This window comes from Acinetobacter halobius (assembly GCF_044130335.1).
In the GTDB taxonomy this organism is placed as follows: Bacteria; Pseudomonadota; Gammaproteobacteria; order Pseudomonadales; family Moraxellaceae; genus Acinetobacter.
Window position 1 is genome coordinate 22,994 of the sequence record NZ_JBIQOD010000002.1, and the last position, 21,813, is coordinate 44,806.

Genomic DNA, 21,813 nt, shown 5'->3' on the forward strand with positions numbered 1-21,813 from the left:
AAATAGAGTGGGTTAGTCAGGTTATGCTAGACTAGCCCTTTGTTTTTTGCGTATCGACGATTAATACCCTCATGCAGCTCAATAAATTTACAGATTATGCTTTGCGAATTCTGATGTATGTCTCTCAGCCGAAAGCGCTGCCACATACCATTGCAGAACTGGCTCAAGCACTTCAAGTGTCTGAAAATCACTTGATGAAAATCGTGCATTTTATGGCAAAGCAGCAATGGATTATTACCGCACGCGGTCGTGGTGGTGGGATTCGACTCAACCCAGAAACCCTACATTTAAGACTAGGGCAGATTGTGCGGGTTTTACAAGCCGATCAAAACATAGTTGAATGCAATACCCCGCCCTGTGTACTCCGCTCTAACTGTGGTCTGAAAGGTATTTTAGATAATGCCTTAGATGAGTTTTACAACAGCTTAGACCAATACACCCTAGCTGATGTGCTTGGTACCCCTTCGCAGAATAAGTTTGCAACACACTCCCCGATTAGCTTGATCAATCTTGTAGACTGAAGTCTTTTCTCGACAAGATTGCCGACTTTATGTTGCAAAGGTCGATTGCCTGCCCGACTTCTATTATAATGGCTGATTGTAGATCATAAATTGAAGTTGAGTTATGCACCACAGCCGAGGAAAATCCAAAAACAGTAAGATTGCTGCTGCCCCAAAGCAAAAAATTAGCTATGAAAAAAAGGTAGATTCTGCAGTTACTGAATATGCTGTGCGCGCTCTCAACTGGCTGCGTAAAGCAGAGTTTTTAATGAGTGCCCCGAAGCTCAACCTGTGTGTAGAAGATACAGGCTATGAAATTGCCTTTGCGGGTCGTTCAAACGCAGGTAAGTCTAGTGCTATCAATGCCTTAACCAACCAAAAGCAATTGGCTCGTGCCTCGAAAAGACCGGGTCGTACGCAGATGATTAACTTTTTCAGTCTGGGGAATCCTGACCAACGTCTGGTCGACTTACCCGGTTATGGTTATGCAGCCGTGCCTGAAGCGATGAAAATCGTATGGCAAAAAGAGTTAGAAAACTACCTAATTCAACGTAAAAGCTTACAAGGTTTAGTCTTGTTGATGGATATTCGTCATCCGCTACAGCACTTTGACGTGATGATGTTGGAGTGGGCATATTCACGTAAATTGTTTGTGCATGTGCTACTGACCAAGTCCGACAAACTCAACCGTGGCCCTGCTTCTAAGGCATTGCAAGAAGTTAAAGCCCAATTGAAAAAGATGAAATTGGATTTCTCAATTCAATTGTTCTCCTCCCTCAACAAACAAGGTCTAGAAGAACTGGCGAGCGTGATGGGTGGACGCCTGAATTTCACTTTAGATCAAGCTCAACACTTTGATTTAAGCAGCATTCCAGATGCGACAGCAGATGAGTTGGATGCAGACGAATTCGATGAAGATACTGAAGTAGCTATGGATATTGACGCTGAAGATCGTATTGAAACCAAAGGCGATGTTGAAACCAAACCACAGTCTGAGGCTTAAGTTTTAAACGCCATTCAATAAAAGCATCATCTATTGCTGTATCTGTGTCCCCTATTGCTAATCACAATCGGGGACTTTTTTTTATACTGAATTTATTCAACTCGTGAAAAAGTTCAACACATATAAAAATAGGTCAGCATATGAAATTATGGTCTCGATTGAAAAAAAACAAAATTTGCTCCTCGATTGCCTACACCATTAAGCCCCGCAAAGTTAAATTTGAATGGCAAGACAGCCCGATTGATTGGATTCCCAACCAACCTTTTGCCAGCTATTTCATCAATGAAATTAATATGATCCTACCCGCAGGTGAGTTCTGGTTCTGCCGCCTCTACAACAAAGTCTTACCGCAAATTAGCGATGAAAAGCTGAAGCAAGATGTACAAGCCTTTATCCGCCAAGAAGCCATGCATGCGCAAGCACACAACTCAGCCAATAAAGAGTATCTCAGCCAAAGAAAGATTGATGTCTCCCGTAATCTAGAGTTGATGGATTTCTTATTTGGAAAATTACTGGCCGATAAACCCCTTGATCTCACTGTACCCAAAGCACTTGAACACCAGTGGGATTTGTTTCGACTTGGCATTATTGCAACGGTGGAACACATGACCTGCGTACTTGGCAAATATGCACTGTATAACACTGAATGGGAGAAAATGGGTGCAGACCCTTCCATGCTGGACTTAGTGAAATGGCACGGCGCAGAAGAAATTGAACACCGTACCGTCGCATTTGATTTGTACCGACATTTAGGCGGTGGCTATATTGCACGTTATTATTTGAGTCTCGTCGTGATTGCTGCCGTTCTCGGTTTATGGGTCGATGGTGCAGCCCATATTATGAAACAAGATGACCGCTTTAAGTCGATTCAACCCAGTCTGTTTAAACCTTGGATTTGGCGTGAATGGTTCTCTATTTCCAAGCGGAATCATCAAGTACTACCAAGCCCGCTCTGGTTAGTGTCACAACAGTTCGGCTATTTGGTGCCATGGTATGACCCTGTACACGAAGCCAAAACAGAAGATGCGATTACCTACTTAGACCAATCCCCTGCGGCAAAACGTGCCTTGCTCAAAGTCGCTTAAATCCAAAATAAAAAAAGCAGCTCAATCGGCTGCTTTTTTATTCTAGAGCAAGACTTAAGATGAATTTGATAAATTCGGTAAAGGTGCATCCAGATCTTGGGTATGTCGATCGACCACCACACTAATCATCATGTCGCCTTGTACATTGACCACGGTACGCACAGTATCCAGTAAGCGATCAATCGGCAATAAAATCGCAATCGCTTCCGCAGGAAGCCCGACAGACTGCAAGACCATAATCATGGTGACCATACCTGCACTCGGAATACCGGGAGCTCCTAAAGAAGCAATCATCGCGGTCAGACACACCACCAACTGTTGACTCAAGGTCAAATCGAGTCCCATCAAGTTGGCAATAAACAAAGCTGCCGCCGCCTCATACAGTGCAGTACCATCCATATTGAGCTGCGTCCCCAATGGAATCACAAAGCCCGCCGTTTGCGGACGTACACCGAGATTTTCTTGCGCACATTTCAGTGATAAAGGCATAGTCGCCGAGCTTGAACTGGTGGCAAAAGCAGTAATTAAGGCCACACGCGTGCCTTTAAAAAAGGTGATCGGATTCATCTTGCCAAAAATCCACAGCAATAGTGGCAAAACCACCAGACCATGAAAAATGGTGGTGCCCGTTACCACAGCCGCAAACTCAGCCAAACGGCTCAATACCGAAATGTCTTCAGTGGCAATCAATTTGGCGAGTAAGGCAAAAATTCCCAGTGGTGCCAGTTTCATCACCCAACCAATCATCAGCATCATGATGTCAAAGAACTGTTGACTCAGCTTACGCACGGTACGGAATTGCTCTCCACCTTTAACCAATGCCACTCCAATGAATAGCGCAAAAACCACCACCGCCAAAACATTGCCTTCGGCAAAAGCTTTAAACGGGTTAATCAACGTATTTTGAATAAAGTTGGTGAAGAACGAAGATGGGGTGAGGGTATCTGGAGTTTGATGATTCGCCATGGCATCTTGGAACATCGCGATATCGACACCTTTGCCGACTTCAAATAAATGCGCGCAGCTTAAACCCAATATCAAGGCCAATGTCGTGGTGGTGACACAGCATGCCACCGTAATTTTCCAAACACTGGAGAGCTGTCCGCCCGCCTGTAAGTTGGATACCCCCACCACAATTGAGCTAAAAATGAGGGGAATCAGAAGCATTTTTAATAAACCGATAAAAATACTACTGACCACTCCAATTCCATACAAACTCATTTCTAAAAAAGCGGTTTCAGGAAATAGATTTAAAACAAACCCGAAGATGACCCCAAAGATCGCTGCAATTAGAATTTGCGTATTTAAGCTCATAGCTTCATGCTTTTCAAAGATTTCTTTGGGAAACTATGCCATGTGAATCGGCTAGAATCGAGGATTTTTTTGTCACAAGTACTGCACATTTCTCTATATGCCTCTGCTCAAAAGGCGAGACCATGACAATTCAAGCTCAACTCTAACCACCTTTCAGTCATAAAAAAAGCTGAGTCATATCACTCAGCTTTTTCTATACTCAGGCTTTATTGGGCTTCGATTTCACGGAGCCGAATCAAACCTTCTTGCGTAGTACTACACACCAGCTCACCATTTTGCCACATCCGACCAAAGTTTAAACCACGTGAACTGGCACTCACTGTGGCGTCCATGTCATATAGCATAAACTCATCTACGCGAAAGGGTTTATGGAAATACATAGCATGGTCGATACTCGCACACTGCAAACTTGGAGACAAATAGCTTAAACCATGTGGACGCAGTGCCGTAGTCATTAAGGTAAAGTCTGAATAGAATGCCGCAATCGCTTGATGTAACGAAACCTCATCCACCTCAATTGCAATGCGGTCATGCGTACGAATATAGTGTGCATAGACAGGCGCTTCTGGCTGCGGTTGATATGGGTTTTGTGGATTGATGGGACGAATCTCCACATGCCGATCTCGCATAAAACTTGCACGTACATTTTCAGGCACAAATTCTACCATCATCTTTTTCAGTTCAGCCTCAGACTTTAGCGACTCTGGTGCTGGGTATTCAGGTTCGCTAATTTGATAGTTCAGCCCTTCTTCATTGTCAGCAAAAGACACCATACACATAAAGATAGTTTTACCATGTTGAATGGCACGCACTTGACGGCTGACGAAACTACGCCCATCACGAATCCGATCGACTTCATAGATAATCGGTGCGTTTACGTCACCACCAAATAAAAAGTACGCATGTAAAGAGTGTGCAGGACGATCTGTGGTATATGATGCTGCACGCAGTGCCTGACCTAAGACTTGCCCACCAAAAACACGCTTCCCAACCAAATTACGGCTTTGTCCACGAAAGATGTTTTCCTCAATTTTTTCGAGGCTCAGTAATTCAACCAACTCTTGGGTTAAAGCATTCATAAACAACCTACTTAATGGTGAGATACCTAATATTTCTGTAAAGTAATAGGTATCATATATAGAGTATAAAACCTATTTTGCCATAAATTCTGACTAAAACCCTAGAGATTGCTTGACTGAGATGTCACAACTTTTTTTCGTTATTTTTGACTAAAAATACGATTTTTAACGATAAAATTCACCATATAAAACAAATTTGTCAGGAAATGACATACGGTTTATGTTTACAATTACGCAAAATAAATACCCCTTCAGGCAAACTGCGGGAATGGTCATTTAAGCAGGAGTGTATATGTCCAAAAGTGGCTTTGGTCAAATGTATAGAAAGCTTTCAAGTAAGCTTCTTGACCTAATCGTAACCCCACATGTATTGGGTGAGGTTCCAACAGAACCGACAGCAAACGATGCTGACTCAGCAGCTTCAGACCATCCCAAAAAAATTGTCTGTTATGTACTCCAAAACCACTCTCGCAGTAATGCGCTGTTGGTGGATGGTGAAACACGTCGCTTAAAGCTTTCCCCTGCACTAGACCCTTTAGTCTTGGGTACACATCAAGAAAAAGCATCAATCGTGTTTCTACAACATAACGATGAAAATAATTTACTTAACGCTCCATCCCACACCTTTCCACCACGTCTTTTACGTTTGGTTGAAGCTTTAGAAAAACAACCCGACTTAGACGTAGAGCTGGTGCCTGTGACGGTACTGTGGGGGCGTTCACCAGATAAAGAAGACTCTTGGTTTAAATTGTTATTTACTGACACTTGGGCGACACCAAGTACAGTGAAACAGCTGATGAATATTGGTTTACATGGTCGCCAGTCATTTTTAGAGTTCCATGAAAGTCAGTCTTTACGTGCTTTAATTGACTTTGCAAAAACCACCTATCCGAACTTATCGCCTGCAACGTATATTCTAAACACCCTAAATAATCAGCTCGATGCACACCGTGAAGCAGTACTCGGCCCTGACCTTTCAGACCGCCGCAACGTGATGCATTCATTGATTAAAGCTAATGATGTACAAGATGCCATTCGTCGTGAAAGTATCCGCGGCAAAATTAGCATGTTGGATGCAGAGCGTCGTGCTATTGGTTATGTCAATGAAATCGTATCGGACTATTCACATTCCACCATCCGTTTTGCGGAAATGGCGCTAGCACGTTTATGGACGCAGCTCTATGACGGGGTTGAAGTCCATAACTTCAATACGGTTCGTGAGTTGGCAAAAGATTATGAAATTGTGTATACCCCATGTCACCGTAGCCATATCGACTATTTACTGCTGTCTTATGTGGTGTATAACCGTGGTTTGATGGTGCCTTATATTGCCGCGGGCGATAACCTGAATATGCCATTTGTTGGGCAAATTTTACGTGGTGGCGGTGCATTCTTTATTCGCCGTACCTTCCGCGGTAACGCGCTCTATACTTCGGTCTTTAAAGAATACCTATACAGTATTTTGTCGCGTAACACGCCTTTAGAATACTTCATCGAAGGTGGTCGTTCACGTACAGGTCGTCTGCTACCCCCAAAAACAGGTATGTTGGCCATGACGGTGCACAGTCACTTGCGTGGTCGTGCCAAACCGATTGTCTTTGTTCCGACCTATATCGGTTATGAACGCTTGATGGAAGGTGCAACCTACGTTGGTGAGATGAACGGTAAACCGAAAGAAGCCGAGTCTGTCTTTGGGATTCTGCAAACTTTACGCAAAATTGAACGTATTTTCGGAAAAGTCCATCTCAACTTTGGCGAGCCTGTTTTCCTCGATGACATGTTGAAAAAGCATGGCGCTGAGAATGTACAAATTGCTAAAAATGATGATCCAATTCCGCAAGAAGTCTCTGATGCTGTGAATAGTTCTGCACATGCGATTTTAGAAAATATTAACCGTGCCGCTGTGGTGAACCCTGTTTCATTACTGTCTTTGGTTCTGTTGGCTACTGAGAAGCATACGCTTGATGAAGAAATCTGTATCAAACAGCTTGATACCTATCGCAAATTGTTGACCACACTTCCTTATGATGAGCGCCTCTTGGTCACGCCATTATCAGGTAAAGAAATCATTGCTTATGGCTTGAAGCTAAAACTGATCAAACGCGTCAATCACGTACTGGGTGACATTATTGCGATTGCAGACAATCAAGCAGTACTGCTGACCTACTTCCGTAATAACATTTTGCATGCCTTTGTATTACCATCACTCGTTGCCGCTTTGGTTGAACACAATGGAACCATTGGTCGTGGTGATTTAATCAATGTGATTCGCACGCTCTATCCATTCTTAAAAGCAGAACTGTTTTTAAAATGGGAAGATGCTGAGCTCAAAGACCAAATTTGTGCCTATGTAGATGGTTTGATTCAAGCCAAGCTGATTTCTGAAGATGCCGAAGGTCACTTGATTTCCCCTGCTCCAAACAGCGAAGATCATAACCAGTTGGTGGTATTGGCAGCGCCAGTCATGCAGAGTCTTGAGCGTTACTACATGACGCTTGCGCTGATTACACAGCGCGGTTCTGGGAACATTTCAGCACGTCAGGTTGAAGAGCTCAGTCATTTGGTGGGTCAACGTCTGTCTGTCTTATATGAGTTCAATTCACCTGAATTCTTTGATAAAGCCTTGTTCCAGAGCTTTATTAAAGTGCTCACGCAACAGGGTTATATCAGTACCAACTCAGACAACGCGATTGTGTTTGATGAGAACTTCCAAAACGTTGCGCAATATGCCAACTTGGTACTGGATGATGTCACGCTACAAATGTTGCAACACATCACCACTTTCAGCGATGAAGAACTGAAAGACACGCTAGACAAAGTCGCTGCTGAACAAGCGAAGAAGCGTTTGAAACGTAAGAAGAAGTAATTTCTTTTTTAAAGCATAGGTATCTACAACATGTAGGTGCCTATGCTGTAAGTCTATGAATAAAAATTAAGTTCTATTTCGTATAAGAGATTTTATGTTAAGTAATGAGAGTACAACTAATTTTGTACTCTCATATATTTTTATACTTCAGCTAAGTTTGTATCATCAGTGGTTTTACCAAACACACTAGCAAAGTTATAACGCCATTGTAGTGCGAAACTAATTGAAATTTTACCGTCCAATGGGCTTACAAGGAATCTTTCCCACTCATTGTCATTTGCTACTCGAGCAAATTCTTTTTGATTTTCAATAACCCAATCATTACAACAATTGATAATTGCTTCAACTTGATGGGGTGTATCTTTAATCTTCAAAATTTCACTTATTTCCGCCTTGTCAAAAGGGACTTCTCCCTTTTTAATTTGTTTGAGAATTCGTGCTTCAAAGTTTTTCTCAATTTTATCAATTTCTTTATCAATTACTTTTTTCTCTTGCTGCAAATTTTTAAGCAAGGTCACTAAGTAATTGGCCATAAAACTAGATTGATTTACATGTGCGAGGAATTGGATAAATTTTTTACACAAAGTTTCATTCTTATTTAATAAGAAATTACGATGTTCTTTGGCTAAAGCACATAAATTCTTATCAGCTAATTCACTTCCACGTAATAATTTTGTCTGTTTTATGGCAAGAGTAGATTTTCCATCTTTAAAATCTTTGTCTTGATAATTTGTTAAAAGAACTAAGCTATCGTGCATATTCCCTAGTAAGCGCTCATAAGTCGAGAAGAAAGGTTCGCTTGTACAGAAGTTATCAGATGGGGACTTTACACCTAAACCTAATTGAGGAAAATCGACTCCTTTAGCTGGGTTAATCATCAACACAGGTAGGTTAGGAATATCTTTAAATATCTTATGTTCTATTGTTGCGAGTAACATCATTTCAACAATACTACCGATAGTCTTACCATCATAATTAGGCAAAGAGCGTTTAGTTAATCCATCATACCAATGAGGTAGTTTACCACCCCGTCCTAATCGAGTAAGTATCGATTCTAATTCATTTAAATCATTACCAGCTAAATAGTGATTTATGGAAGTTTGTACCAGCTCTAAGTTTTCAGAAATTTTATTTCGTAATTCAGTAGCTTGAGGCTGTAAGTTTAAAGTCATCAGTATTCTCTAATTGATCTAGGCTTAGACCTTTGGTATTAGTAAGTTGATTTATTGCCCATTTTACGAGTGCGGGTGGTACAGCATTTCCAAAAAGAACATATTGGTCATACACGGAAATATTTCGGCAGTGATTATCAGAAAATCCTTGAATACGAGCATATTCAATATTAGTTAATCGTCTATAAGAGCCATCTATTTCATAACGTTCATAGTGACGACTAGTTGAGCTAGTAAGAGTCGGTGCTACACCTTTCACCCCAAAGATTGAATAACCCATACGAGCTCCACCTTTTTGGTTGTATCGTATTTCTACACCGTTGTAATACCTATTTACTTCAATACTTTCTTCAATTCTCTTTTTTGTATCTTCATTAAAGAAGAAAGAATTATCAGGATTTTTTTCTAGAACTTCATAGAGGTATTTAGGAGGTAAAGCCATTGAAAATTCTTTAATATCAATGTCTATAAACTTACCATCGTAAGCACACCCCCAAATTTTAAATTTGGATTTATGCTTTGAAAAATCAATCCATTGCGAGAAATCATATACTTTTTTTAAAGACAAATGGTTGATGTTAAGTGTGTCATTTTTAGGAAGAAGCTTTGGAGTAATTTCTTTAATATTATTTGTACGATAGCCAGTGATAATCACTCTTTCTCTATTCTGAGGTAGGCCGAAATCTGAAGCATTTAATAAGCGCCATTCAATAAAGTATCCGATTGAGCTTAAGGCATTCAAAATAGTGGAAAAATGTGAACCACTATCCATAGACAGTAAACGTTTTACATTTTCCAACACAAAAAATTGAGGTTGTTTTAAATTTATAATTTCAACAATAGAGGCAAATAATGTCCCTCGAACATCGTTAATTCCAAGTTTCTTTCCTGCGCTAGAGAAAGGTTGACAAGGAAAGCCCCCTGTTAAAAGGTCATGATCAGGAACCTCAGAAATATGTGCATTTATATCATCTTGAACATGAATGGTTTCAGGGAAATTTTGTCGATAAACTTTTGATGCATTGTTATCGATATCATTTGCCCAAATGGTATCAATACCAAGTTCATCACATGCTAGTCGGAAACCACCAATACCAGCAAAAAGTTCTATAGCCTTCATTAGTCTCAAAGATATTAAAAAAAGGTAAGTATATAGAAAAAATGGGGGGGGTAATCAGGGCAATCCTTTTATTCGTCTAAATTTTAATATTTCTAAAATCAACATTATACAACTCATACAAAATTATTAAAATTTTCTTATAAGTATCAGCATCTTAATTAAATCCACTCTAAGGTTCAGCACACTAGAACGGATTTGTCATGATTATTCACGTTCCACAGCCATTTCCCAAACGATGCTTCACATTTTTTATGAGTGAAAGTAAAAAATTATTTTGACTCACGCTCTGCTAACAATGCCAAATAATCATCAAAACAATGTGGATGCTGTAATTCAAAATTCATCTTCTGCATCCGCGTAGCATAAATTTGCTTGCCTGATGGTGCATCACTTTCCAAAACCAAAGCTGGCAGTCCTAACTGCTGTTGAAACCATTGCATGATTTCATGTAAAGGCAGTGGTTGGCTATTGCTACAAATGTAAGACTTTTCAGTATGTTCCACGTGAAGCAAGTGCGCTAAAAAAGCCGCCAAATCCTCAATATGAATTCGGTTCGACCAATGCAGTTTAGGATAAGATTTTGTGGTTTCTGCAAGTTTAATCATACGTGTAACTGAGGTTCCATAAATGCCTGTTGGACGTACAATCACACATTCATAAGGATAAGCGTGTTGCCATGTTGCTTCCATATTCAATAGCACCTGCCCTTGCGCATCACTTGGCTGAGGAGAAGTCTCATCATCAACTCGCTCACCTGCACTTTCACCATATACACGGGTGGAAGAAACCACGATCACTTTTTTTAAAGGATGACTTTTTAAGGCATGTAGCATGGGTGCAATCGAGTCTACAAAAGTTCGCTGATACGATTCCACCGTACTGCCCTCAGGCGAGAGTAAGACATACACAGCATCAATCGGTGCGACTTGGGATAAATCCAACTGATGAATATCTTGAGTCAAATGCTCAGCCCAATCATCTGATTTCGGACTTCGGCTAATTGTGGTAATTTGGTGGCCTTGCTGAAATAACTGTTTAGCAACACGCTGAGATGTTTTACCATAACCTATAAATAAAATATGCATTTAGCACCAAATCACAGACAAAGTTGAGGGGACATGGCTGCAGTCCATCAGTTGCAGGGGGTCGGATCTGCCTCTGCTGCACTACTTGAAAAGTTGAATCTCTTCACTACAGATGATCTGTTGTTTCATCTGCCACGAGACTATGAAGATCGTAGCACGATCATCCCCATGAACCAATTGACTGTGGGGCGTAGCTACTTACTCGAAGGCACGATTCAAGGTGTGGACTTTCCGCCGGGTAAACGTAAATCAATGGCGATTGGACTGCAAGATGACTTTGGCAAAGTGACTTTACGCTTTTACCATATTTATAAAGGTTTAACGGACCGCGCAAAGATCGGTAATCGTCTGCGTATTTTTGGTGAAGTCCGCGTGGGCGCGCGTGGCTTGGAAATGTATCATCCTGAAATTCAACTCATTACAGAGCATACGCCACTTCCACAAACTCAACTGACTGCGATTTATCCCAGTACAGAAGGGCTGACTCAACCGAAGTTTCGTGAATACATCAAACAGGCTCTCGCCAAGCACAGTGATGATTTACCTGAACTACTGCCCGCAAAATTTACCAATGGCTATGCACTTAAACAGGCGTTGGACTACATCCATCACCCTCCTGTAGATGCCAATATGTTGCAATTGAGTCAAGGTTCGCATCCAGCCCAGCAACGTTTGATTTTTGAAGAGTTGGTTGCGCATCAGGTCAGTCTATTAAGCCGTCGTGCCTATATCCAACAGATTGAAGCCCCACGTATTTCTGCCAGTCGTCAGTTTGCCAAACAACTGCTCAGTAGCCTGCCTTTTGAAATGACCAATGCACAAAAGCGCGTCTCCAAAGAAATTGTACACGACTTAAAACTCAATAAACCGATGCTACGTTTGGTTCAAGGCGATGTCGGTGCAGGCAAAACCTTGGTCGCAGGCGTCGCAGCCTGTCATGCTTTAGAAGAAGGTTGGCAAGTGGCGTTAATGGCACCGACTGAAATTTTGGCGGAACAACATTATCTCAATTTTAAAAAATGGTTTGAGCCTTTGGGACTCAGTGTATCTTGGCTTTCAGGTAAACAAAAAGGCAAAGCCCGTGCCACAGCCGAACAAGCCATTGTTGACGGCACGGCGCATCTGGTGGTGGGTACGCATGCCTTGTTTCAAGACAATGTCCGCTTTGCCAAACTTGGATTAGTGATTATTGATGAGCAGCACCGCTTCGGGGTCGATCAGCGCTTAGCCCTGCGTAATAAAGGTGCGCAGAATATGACCCCACATCAATTGGTCATGACCGCAACGCCGATTCCACGAACTTTAGCCATGTCCGCCTATGGAGACTTAGACACGTCCGTGATTGATGAACTTCCACCCGGACGAACGCCGATTCAAACCGTGACCATTCCACTCGACCGCCGTGAAGAAGTCCTGCAACGTATTGCCAGTAACTGCTTAGAAGGCAAACAAGCTTACTGGGTCTGCACCTTGGTTGAAGAGTCTGAAACCTTAGATGCTCAAGCCGCTGAAGCGACCTATTTAGAAATTAAAGAACGCTTCCCTGAGCTCAACATTGGCCTCGTACATGGCAAAATGAAAGCCGATGAAAAACAAGCCGTGATGCAACAGTTTAAAGCCAATCAATTACAACTGTTGATTGCTACGACAGTGATTGAAGTGGGGGTCGATGTACCAAATGCCTCGATCATGGTGATTGAAAATGCGGAACGTTTAGGACTGTCTCAATTGCACCAATTACGTGGCCGTGTTGGTCGAGGTGCCAAAGCCAGTTTTTGTGCACTATTGTATAAAAGCCCGCTATCTCAAAATGGGCAAGAACGCCTACGCATCATACGTGAAACCAATGATGGCTTTTTAATTGCCGAAAAAGATTTGGAAATTCGTGGCCCAGGTGAATTACTCGGCACCAAACAAACCGGGGATATGGGCTTTCGTGTAGCGAAACTGGAGCGTGATGATCATTTGCTCAATCAAGCCCATTTTGTCGCAGCTCAGATTTTAAAAGACTATCCTAGAAATGCTGAAGCCTTACTGAAACGCTGGCTGCCTGAAGCACCACGCTATGCCTATGTTTAGTCATTTACTGCACACTGCCAAACAGTTGCTACACAAAGCACAGCCTTGTCAGTTGTGTGGCATTGTACGTGCAGATCTGCACTCGGTCTGTCTGGACTGCTGGCAACAGCTTCCTCTGCATCCACAAACCATTGAAAAGCAAGCGCTGAGTATTCATGTCGCAGGACAATATCAATATCCTTTAGATCATTTGATTCAGCAGTTCAAATATGAACAACAACTGCATTGGCAACCTTTATTTTCAGGCATTCTTCAGCAAATACGCTTACCTAAAGTGCAAGCAATTGTTCCGATGCCGATTTCACCCCAACGTTTAGCGGAACGTGGCTATAACCAATCAATGATCCTCGCCAAAGACTTAGCCAAGCAGCTAAATGTTCCCATTTGGCAACCTGTGATTCGGCTGCATCAACATTCACAAAAAGGACTCAGTCGACTAGAACGCTTAGATCAAATTCAACAACAGTTTAAAATTGATCCACAGCAACGCCAGTATGCAAAACATTACCGACGTGTTTTAATTTTGGATGATGTCGTGACCACAGGCAGCTCCATTCAGGCCCTGACTTTACAACTTGAACACTTAGGTTGTCATAAAGTCAGCGCCGCGTGTATTGCCTACGCACTGGAATAGTTAAACGACTTCAATCAGCAAATGTTCCCGCACCCAAGGGATGACCACCTCAGTGGTTAACGGTGCAAGTGCAGTTTGTTGATCATCCAAGTTCAGCCACTTCATTTCCGCAATTTCAGCCGCAATCTGTGGCGCTTGCTGAAGCTGAACATGGTAAACGTAGCTGACCAATTTAAAATCAGGCTCGTTAGCTGTGGCTGTTTCAAAACGACCGACAAACTGTTTAATAATCGCATCTGTGCCTATTTCTTCCTGAATCTCACGCAGCATGGTTTGCTCAGGTGCTTCATTTGGCTCAAGCTTACCGCCAACTTGCATAAAACACGTGGTGTTTTGCTTGCGCACCAATAAAAGCTGCTGTTGTGCATTTACAATAATGGCTGCAGCAACCGTAATCACCTTCATGCTTTGACATCCAACAACTCAGGATCAACCATGCCCCACTTCGGTTCAGGTGCTTGGAATTGATCCATTTGCTTTAAAATTGTTTTCACTGAGTCCGATACAATCAGGCTGTCGGTAAAACGTGTATGGGTAAAACCTTTGCTGGTTGTCATTTTTAGAAACTTGATTAAATCATCATAAAAGCCATTTACATTCAAAAAGGCATTTGGCTTGAGGTGAATGCCGAGTTGAGCCCATGTCCATTGTTCAAAGATTTCTTCTAAAGTCCCAGCACCGCCTGGCATTGCAATAAATCCATCCGACAAGGCTGACATTTTCAGTTTACGCTCTTGCATGTCTTTGACGACATATAACTCGGTGAGGCCTTGATGTGCCAATTCACGATCCACCAGCACGTGTGGAATCACACCAATCACTTGACCACCCGCTTCTAAAGCACTGTCAGCCACGATACCCATTAAACCTGAGCGACCCCCACCATAGACCAAGGTTTTGCCTTGTTCAGCGATGGTGTGTCCAACCTGACGAGCTGTTTCTGAAAAGATTTGATCTGAACCTAATGCGGAACCACAAAAGATCGCAATTGAATTTGTCATTTTTTACTCTGATATTTAATTGTCATGCAACTTCACTAAAATGAATGGATATTTTTTAGCAATTTAACCATTCGATCAGTGTTTTTATTGCAATCCTTGTCTAAAATACACCCATCCACCTCAACCATTACTGCGCAAAGGAGAAAGACGGCATGCTTGAAGCCTTTTACGCCACAGAGCGCGGTAGCTTAGAAGACATCACCATTAATGGCGATTTCGATCTTCAGCCCGATTTGGTCTGGCTTGACCTCATTGCTCCCTCACAAGAAGAACAACAGTGGATTTTAGATGCATATGAACAAAATTTACCTACGTTAAAATCACTCGAAGACATTTCATCTTCAGCTCGATTCTACCGTGATGATGATGGTATTTTGCATATCAGTACGTATTTTTTAACGAAAAATAAAAATTACCAAGTCGATGGCGAAACTGAAGAAAGCAACGGAGCGCTTGCCACGGTACAAACCGTGGCATTCATTTTGCATAAAGAGCGACTCTTCACTCTTCGTGGTGAAAAATTGGTCGCATTTCGGGCATTCCGTGCGCGTGCACGTCGTAATGACTACGAAATTGACTATAAAGACCCGACATGGATCTTACTCGGTTTACTTGAAGCCAAATTGGACGAGCTTGCGGATATCTTAGAAGATATCCACAAGGACTTGGAAAAGTATTCCACAGAAGTTCTGAATAACCGACACCGTGAGATGATTCTCGACTTGGATGACATGATTACGCGTCTGGCACACTTGGAAGATATGCTTGGGAAAGCACAGCTGTGTCTGATTGACTTACGTCGTGTACTGACTTTTTTATCACGTCCACGTGCTTTAGGCAGTCATATTTATGATGCGGATATTCGAGAGCTCAGCGAAGACGTCCGCTCACTGGTTGAACACGATGCCTTCTTGTTCCAAAAAGTCCGATTCTTGCTCGACACCACCTCAGGCTTCATTAACACCGAGCAGAATGACACGATTCGTCGCTTCTCCATCTTACCAAGTATGCTCGCTCCACCAATGCTGATTGCCAGTATTTATGGGATGAACACCGATGTATTGCCTTTTGCAAGAGGAACGACCAGTTTTGTGATTGTCAGCTTAATTTTGGTGGCTTTCTTGATTGGCCCGCTGATTTACTTCCGCTGGAAAAAATGGATTTGAGTACACCTTAAGACACTGCTTTTCCTCATAGATTTAAGAAATGCAATACATAAAAAAGCACCTCACGGTGCTTTTTTTATTTAAGGGATTAACTTGAGGTCATCCTGCAAATGACAGGCTTGAATGATTTTCATCATTTTTTCAGGCACCGCTTTAAAATGTAAACTGTGCGCATTTGGTGTTTGACGCACCCAACGTACTAAAACCGCCAGTGCCAATGTACTGCCATGCTCAAGCTGAGCCAGATTCACCACCACAGGATAAGACTGTGACTGCATCACCTTCAAACCTTGCTGGTAGTAACTTTCAGCATTGTCATAGGTAATCTGACCTGAAAGCTGCATTTCCTGATTGCTAAAGTTAATCACCTTTCACCTACTTATTTTTTCTTTTCAACCGCTGCTTCTGCATCAGGTTGGAAGTTTGCAATCGCTTTATCTAGGTCGCCACCATTACGTTTAACCGTTGCCGCGAACTGATTACGGAACTGTAAACCAAGGTCGATACCCGACACATTGATATTACGGATTTTCCATTGGTTGCCTTTATCCGCCAACTGGAAAGATACTGGGATTTTTTCGCCTTTGTTATTAAAGTCGATCGTCACCACAGGGTTTTTGCTGTTCGTTTCTTTATACGGACGGATGGTATATGTCTGATTACTAAACTTCGCGAATGCAGTACCGTAGTTTTCAATCAAAGTTTCACGAAAGTTATTTTCAAACTTCGCACGCTGTGCAGCAGTACTGTATTGATTGGTCGCATAAGTCCCCATCACGATACGTGAAAACGCTTGTGAATCGACATATGGATCTAGATTTTGACGAACAATCGTTTTCACAGCAGCTGGGTTGTTTTGTAGCTTGGCATGATCTGCTTTTAAACGCGCAATCAGGCCATCTGCCACTTTTTTAACAAAAGCAGGTGGTGCTTCACTTGGCGCTGCAAAAGCAGTACCTGCAAGCAAGGTTGATAAAATGCTAGCTGTTAGTGTTTGTTTCAATAAAGTATTCACTACAATTGTTCCTCTTCAAATCATTCAACAAATGACACATTGGCATCTGTTGTTTCAGCGGTTTCAGGTTGCTCAGTCTTTGCTGCAGCATCTTGCGATTTACCTGCCCCACCCGTAATAAATTTAGTAATTAAGTCTTCTAGATCCATTGTACCTTGGGTATTGCCAATGCTTTCACCACGTTTCACGTAGTTCAAGCCACCCCCCGGAACAATTTTCAAGTACTTTTCACCAAGCAGACCATTGGTTGCCACCATAATATAAGCATCTTCATCTATGCTGGTGATGGACTTCATGTTCGCAATAAGTTGCTTTTCCATTTCTTTTTGTTGCGCAGCATCCGCAGCGGTATAGTCGCTACTGTAACGAAGCTCTTCAAGTGCATTCTTTTCAACTTCTTTGAGCTGTGCTGCATTGAAAGATGTCAACTTCCCATCTAAAGAAAAAGAAACCGTGGCTAAACGTGTCACAGGGTCTAAGCTAATTTGATCAACTTGACCAATTTTCACCCCACTCATCGTCACTTTCGCACGTGGTTTTAAACCATTCACGTTATCGAAGGTTGCACTCATTTCATAGCGATCACTGAGATTTGAGCCCACCAAGCCACTTACTCGCATCGCAATAAAAAACAAAGCGATACCGAAGAGAATGACAAATATGCCGACTGCCAGCTCACTTGCACGTGATTTCATTAAACACCTCCAAACATGACCGCAGTCAACACAAAATCAAAACCTAAAACACAGAGCGATGAATACACCACAGTGCGTGTGGTTGATGTCGCAATACCTTCAGATGTCGGTTCACAGGCATAGCCTTGATACACCGCAATCCATGTACAAATTAAAGCAAAAACAAAACTTTTAATGATGGTGCCATTCAGGACATCTTTATAGAACTCTACGCTACTTTGAATGCCACTCCAGTAAGAGCCCTCATCTGCACCCAAGAAGTCCACACCCACCATTTTACCGCCCATAATCCCGACTGCAGCAAAGATGACAGACAGCATCGGCAAACTAAAAATACCCGCCCAAAGTCGCGGTGAAATCACACGTTTGAGTGGATCAACCCCGATCATTTCCATACTGGACAACTGCTCTGTGGCTTTCATTAAGCCAATCTCAGCTGTTAATGCCGAACCTGCACGGCCTGCAAACAACAGTGCAGCAACCACAGGTGCTAACTCACGGAGTAAAGTCAATGCAACCGCAGTACCTAGCATCGCTTCGCTACCAAAGGTCACTAAGATGCTATACATCTGTAGACCCAAGACCGCACCAATAAATAGCCCCGACACCACAATAATAAGTAGCGACAATACGCCAACACGGTACATTTGGTATACAAATAACCGAACGCCCTGTACCGTTGGCATCGAAAATAAGATTTGCAATAACATTAAGCTCGCAACACCTATGCCGCGAACCCGTTCAATCACACGTCGACCTAAGAGTGCTATCGCATTCATGCTTGCACCTCAGTACTTAGATATGCCTTTTGGCTAAATTGATAATCGACAGGTCCTTCAACTGAACCTGTTAAAAATTGTTTCACGAATGGAGATGCATTCGCCTGTAACTGTTCAGGCGTCCCCTCACCTTGCACTTTGCCCTCAGCGACAACATAGATATAATCTGCTATCGACAAAGTTTCAGCCACATCATGTGAGACAATAATTGTTGTTAAATCAAGAGCTTCTCGCAATGATCGAATCAGACGTGTGAGTACACCCTTCACAATCGGATCTTGTCCTGCAAAGGGTTCATCGTACATAATCAGTTCAGGATCCAGTGCAATCGCACGCGCCAAAGCCACACGACGGTTCATCCCGCCTGAAAGCTCAGAAGGCATCATCAGCTCTGCGCCGCGCAGGCCGACAGATTCCAGTTTTAAAGACACAATCTCTGCAATCAAATGTTCAGGCAATGCCGTGTGCGCGCGAATTGGGAAAGCTACATTTTCATAGACTGACATGTCGGTAAACAGCGCTCCACTTTGAAACAACATGCCCATACGTGCACGCGCAGCAAATAACTCTTTGCGTGACATTTTCGCAATGTTTTGTCCATCTAAAAGCACTTCGCCCTGATCTGGTGTCAATTGTCCCCCAATCAGACGCAGTAAAGTGGTTTTACCTGTTCCCGATGGTCCCATGATGGCCGTGATTTGACCCTGTCGTATTGTAATACCGACATTGTCATAAATAACACGTTCCCCTCGCTTAAAGCTCAGGTTTTTGACCTCAATGAGGGCTTGAGCAGTCAGAGGCGCTTGATTATTCATAGCTGTGCGTTTTCCTGCATTTTTTCAGCATGCATACTATAAAGGATTAAAAAACGATATGTTAGCGTATTCCATGCCTAATTTTGTGCACGAATTGATTTCAATTGGTTGTATTTATATTTATTTAATGGAAGAAAACAACCTAAATAAAGCGGATCACTTCATCCATAGCGACTATAGACAAAGAAAAGGATATTGCAAATCAGTAAAAAAAATCCAAGATAATGTGCCATATTGACCTCTTTCGCGTCAGAGTGAGTGGCGATTGATTCAACCTCATTATTGTGCATCATTATTATCAATGTAATTAAAATATGACTCAGTATACATTTTAATTTTCGGATTGAAAGCAATAGACATTAAAAAAACCAGTGTTTCCACTGGTTTTTTTAATTTTAGTTCAAATTAGTCATTGAACTTACGACGTGGGCGGTCAAAACCACCTTCAGTGCGTGGACGATCTGAGTTAAATTCACGCTTTGGACGATCTTCACCAAATGTACGCTTAGGGCGGTCATCACCACCAAACGAACGCTTAGGACGATCTTCACCAAAAGAACGTTGTGGACGGTCACCAAAACCACCTTCACGGCGTTGTGGACGATCACCAAAATCACGTTTAGGACGGTCACCAAAAGAACCTTCACGACGTGGTTTATAGTCTACACGGTTACCACGGTTGTCATCATTCGAGTCAAAACGCGGCTTGTCGTTGAAACCACCTTCGCGACGCGGGCGATCGTTGTTAAATTCGCGACGTGGACGGTCTTCAAAACCACCTTCACGACGTGGACGATCATTGTTAAATTCGCGACGTGGACGGTCTTCAAAACCACCTTCACGACGTGGACGATCGTTGTTAAATTCGCGACGTGGACGGTCTTCAAAACCACCTTCACGACGTGGACGATCATTGTTAAATTCGCGACGTGGACGGTCTTCACCACCGAATGAACGACGTTCGCCATCACGACCACCTTCACGACGCTTAAAGTTGCTTTCGCCTTCAAAACGACGACCGCCACCAAAACCGCCACGACCGCCATCACGACGACCACCGCCATTGCGACCACGACCACCATCACGACCAGAACGTGCTGGAGGTGGAGATGGCTCTAAACCTTCAATTTCAGATACTTCTAAACGTGCATCTAAGTAGTCTTCTAAAGCACGGATTTTACCGCGTTCACGGTAAGTTGCTAAAGTAATTGCTTTACCAGTACGACCCGCACGACCTGTACGACCAATACGGTGTACATAGTCTTCGTTCTTCATAGGAAGACCGAAGTTAATAACGTGTGAAATTGTTGGTACGTCTAAACCACGTGCAGCAACGTCAGTTGCAACCAAGATTTTTGCACGACCTTCGCGGATGCTACGTAAACGACGGTTACGTACGGTTTGTGGCATTGCACCGTGAAGTGCAACCACTGAGTGACCCGCTTCAGCCAATTCTTCAGCAAGCATGTCTGTGTCTTCTTGTGTAGACGCGAAAACAACTGCTTGATCAAGATCTTCTTCGCTCAACCAGTGAGTTAAAAGTTTTTTCTTGTGCTCGAAACCATCAGTCCAGTGTAAAGTCTGAGTGATATCTGTATTGGTAGAATGACCTGTCTCAATTGCAATACGTTCAGGATCATTCATCATGCGTTCAGCAAGTGTGATGATACGTGGTGCAAATGTTGCAGAGAACATTAAAGTTTGTTTACGGTTTGCTGCAAGGTCGCTAATCGCTTCTAAGTCTTCAGAGAAACCTAGATCAAGCATACGGTCTGCTTCGTCAACAATTAGAGCATCAACTTTGTCTAATTTGATTTGACGACGGTTCACAAGGTCAAGTAAACGACCTGGTGTTGCAACAACAACTTGCGCACCTTTTAACTGTTGGATTTGTTTACCAAATGGCATACCACCCATGATTGCAGCAATACGTGCACCTTTCATGTGGCGAACAAATGCAATTGCGTCTTGGCTCACCTGTTGCGCCAACTCACGTGTTGGGCAAAGAACTAAAATATTCGGTTGAGTAATTGCTTTCATACGTTCTTTGAACGGAACGAAAGTTTCTTGGCCTGCAAGTGCGTTTAACGTTGGTAATAAAAACGCTGCAGTTTTACCTGAACCAGTTTGGCTCGATACTAAAAGGTCTTTACCGTCTAAAGCTGCAGGAATAGATTGTTCCTGAACTGGCGTAGGAGACGTAAATCCTAGGCTTTGTAGAGCTTGTTGTAACGATTCGTGTAAAGGAAATTCAGCAAAAGTCTTGCTCATAGAGTATTTCACCCGAAAAATGGGTGCTCCATTAAAAATAAAATCAGATGGACATCGGCAAAAAGCGGCACAGCAATAATCGCTGAAAATATAGAATCAGCGGCGATCCGAGAACGACGATGCGTATAACGCAC

20 protein-coding genes are annotated in these 21,813 nt (G+C 42.6%); 7 read left to right on the forward strand and 13 right to left on the reverse strand.

The genetic code is table 11. The annotated features are described in order from the left end of the window. Positions 1-71 precede the first annotated feature (71 nt). From ACE01U_RS02420 to ACE01U_RS02430, 3 genes are all read left to right on the forward strand, one after another. On the forward strand, positions 72-521 hold the full coding sequence (locus tag ACE01U_RS02420; RefSeq protein WP_086208961.1) for an RrF2 family transcriptional regulator: 450 nt from the start codon (positions 72-74) through the stop codon (positions 519-521). Positions 522-624: 103 nt separating this feature from the next. Next, positions 625-1,503 (forward strand): ribosome biogenesis GTP-binding protein YihA/YsxC, encoded by an 879-nt coding sequence (gene yihA / locus ACE01U_RS02425; protein WP_119064786.1) that lies wholly within the window; start codon positions 625-627, stop codon positions 1,501-1,503. A 140-nt stretch (positions 1,504-1,643) separates the two neighbouring features. Continuing rightward, positions 1,644-2,588 carry a metal-dependent hydrolase gene (locus tag ACE01U_RS02430; RefSeq protein ID WP_348937580.1) on the forward strand — a complete coding sequence of 315 codons (945 nt, stop codon included), beginning with the start codon at positions 1,644-1,646 and terminating at the stop codon, positions 2,586-2,588. Positions 2,589-2,642: 54 nt separating this feature from the next. On the opposite strand, the gene ACE01U_RS02435 is transcribed toward ACE01U_RS02430, so the two are convergent. Beyond that, entirely contained in the window at positions 2,643-3,902 is a 1,260-nt protein-coding gene (locus ACE01U_RS02435) for a dicarboxylate/amino acid:cation symporter (protein WP_395553186.1), read from the reverse strand. A gap of 206 nt (positions 3,903-4,108) precedes the next feature. Beyond that, positions 4,109-4,981 carry an acyl-CoA thioesterase gene (locus tag ACE01U_RS02440; protein WP_119064780.1) on the reverse strand — a complete coding sequence of 291 codons (873 nt, stop codon included), beginning with the start codon at positions 4,979-4,981 and terminating at the stop codon, positions 4,109-4,111. 292 nt (positions 4,982-5,273) lie between these two features. Here ACE01U_RS02440 and plsB point away from each other — a divergent pair, with 292 nt between their 5' ends. Beyond that, positions 5,274-7,847, forward strand: coding sequence for a glycerol-3-phosphate 1-O-acyltransferase PlsB (gene plsB / locus ACE01U_RS02445; RefSeq protein WP_395553187.1), 2,574 nt, complete (start codon positions 5,274-5,276; stop codon positions 7,845-7,847). 140 nt (positions 7,848-7,987) lie between these two features. Here plsB and ACE01U_RS02450 read toward each other — a convergent pair whose 3' ends face one another. From ACE01U_RS02450 to ACE01U_RS02460, 3 genes are all read right to left on the reverse strand, one after another. Beyond that, positions 7,988-9,019: a hypothetical protein gene (locus ACE01U_RS02450; RefSeq protein WP_395553188.1), complete on the reverse strand. Its 1,032-nt coding sequence runs from the start codon at positions 9,017-9,019 to the stop codon at positions 7,988-7,990. Next, positions 8,988-10,139, reverse strand: a complete 1,152-nt coding sequence (locus tag ACE01U_RS02455) for a DNA cytosine methyltransferase (protein ID WP_395553189.1) — start codon at positions 10,137-10,139, stop codon at positions 8,988-8,990. Before ACE01U_RS02455 ends, ACE01U_RS02450 begins: the two co-directional genes overlap by 32 nt. Before the next feature lie 269 nt (positions 10,140-10,408). Beyond that, positions 10,409-11,224 (reverse strand): NAD-dependent epimerase/dehydratase family protein, encoded by an 816-nt coding sequence (locus ACE01U_RS02460; RefSeq protein ID WP_395553190.1) that lies wholly within the window; start codon positions 11,222-11,224, stop codon positions 10,409-10,411. A 33-nt stretch (positions 11,225-11,257) separates the two neighbouring features. Between ACE01U_RS02460 and recG the strand changes: the two genes are divergently transcribed. Further along, complete coding sequence (gene recG / locus ACE01U_RS02465; RefSeq protein WP_395553194.1) at positions 11,258-13,303, forward strand: ATP-dependent DNA helicase RecG; 2,046 nt, start codon at positions 11,258-11,260, stop codon at positions 13,301-13,303. Continuing rightward, positions 13,290-13,937 (forward strand): ComF family protein, encoded by a 648-nt coding sequence (locus ACE01U_RS02470; protein WP_395553207.1) that lies wholly within the window; start codon positions 13,290-13,292, stop codon positions 13,935-13,937. Before recG ends, ACE01U_RS02470 begins: the two co-directional genes overlap by 14 nt. Here ACE01U_RS02470 and ACE01U_RS02475 read toward each other — a convergent pair whose 3' ends face one another. Both ACE01U_RS02475 and ACE01U_RS02480 read right to left on the reverse strand, forming a co-directional pair. Further along, complete coding sequence (locus ACE01U_RS02475; RefSeq protein WP_086208971.1) at positions 13,938-14,342, reverse strand: NUDIX hydrolase; 405 nt, start codon at positions 14,340-14,342, stop codon at positions 13,938-13,940. Continuing rightward, positions 14,339-14,938, reverse strand: coding sequence for an LOG family protein (locus ACE01U_RS02480; RefSeq protein ID WP_087527366.1), 600 nt, complete (start codon positions 14,936-14,938; stop codon positions 14,339-14,341). Before ACE01U_RS02480 ends, ACE01U_RS02475 begins: the two co-directional genes overlap by 4 nt. A gap of 152 nt (positions 14,939-15,090) precedes the next feature. Here ACE01U_RS02480 and ACE01U_RS02485 point away from each other — a divergent pair, with 152 nt between their 5' ends. Further along, positions 15,091-16,104, forward strand: coding sequence for a CorA family divalent cation transporter (locus ACE01U_RS02485; protein WP_086208973.1), 1,014 nt, complete (start codon positions 15,091-15,093; stop codon positions 16,102-16,104). An 80-nt stretch (positions 16,105-16,184) separates the two neighbouring features. Here ACE01U_RS02485 and ACE01U_RS02490 read toward each other — a convergent pair whose 3' ends face one another. From ACE01U_RS02490 to ACE01U_RS02515, 6 genes are all read right to left on the reverse strand, one after another. Further along, the gene (locus tag ACE01U_RS02490; RefSeq protein ID WP_086208974.1) at positions 16,185-16,472 is read right to left on the reverse strand and encodes an STAS domain-containing protein; all 288 of its coding nucleotides are present in this window, start codon (positions 16,470-16,472) and stop codon (positions 16,185-16,187) included. Positions 16,473-16,483: 11 nt separating this feature from the next. Continuing rightward, positions 16,484-17,119, reverse strand: a complete 636-nt coding sequence (locus ACE01U_RS02495) for an MlaC/ttg2D family ABC transporter substrate-binding protein (protein ID WP_086208975.1) — start codon at positions 17,117-17,119, stop codon at positions 16,484-16,486. A gap of 20 nt (positions 17,120-17,139) precedes the next feature. Next, the gene (mlaD, locus tag ACE01U_RS02500) at positions 17,140-17,814 is read right to left on the reverse strand and encodes an outer membrane lipid asymmetry maintenance protein MlaD (protein ID WP_395553253.1); all 675 of its coding nucleotides are present in this window, start codon (positions 17,812-17,814) and stop codon (positions 17,140-17,142) included. Continuing rightward, positions 17,814-18,593 carry a lipid asymmetry maintenance ABC transporter permease subunit MlaE gene (mlaE, locus tag ACE01U_RS02505; protein ID WP_086208977.1) on the reverse strand — a complete coding sequence of 260 codons (780 nt, stop codon included), beginning with the start codon at positions 18,591-18,593 and terminating at the stop codon, positions 17,814-17,816. The genes mlaD and mlaE overlap by 1 nt, the downstream gene beginning before the upstream one ends. Next, positions 18,590-19,408, reverse strand: coding sequence for an ABC transporter ATP-binding protein (locus ACE01U_RS02510; RefSeq protein ID WP_086208978.1), 819 nt, complete (start codon positions 19,406-19,408; stop codon positions 18,590-18,592). Before ACE01U_RS02510 ends, mlaE begins: the two co-directional genes overlap by 4 nt. 405 nt (positions 19,409-19,813) lie before the next feature. Beyond that, on the reverse strand, positions 19,814-21,679 hold the full coding sequence (locus ACE01U_RS02515) for a DEAD/DEAH box helicase (RefSeq protein ID WP_110974058.1): 1,866 nt from the start codon (positions 21,677-21,679) through the stop codon (positions 19,814-19,816). Positions 21,680-21,813: the final 134 nt, after the last annotated feature.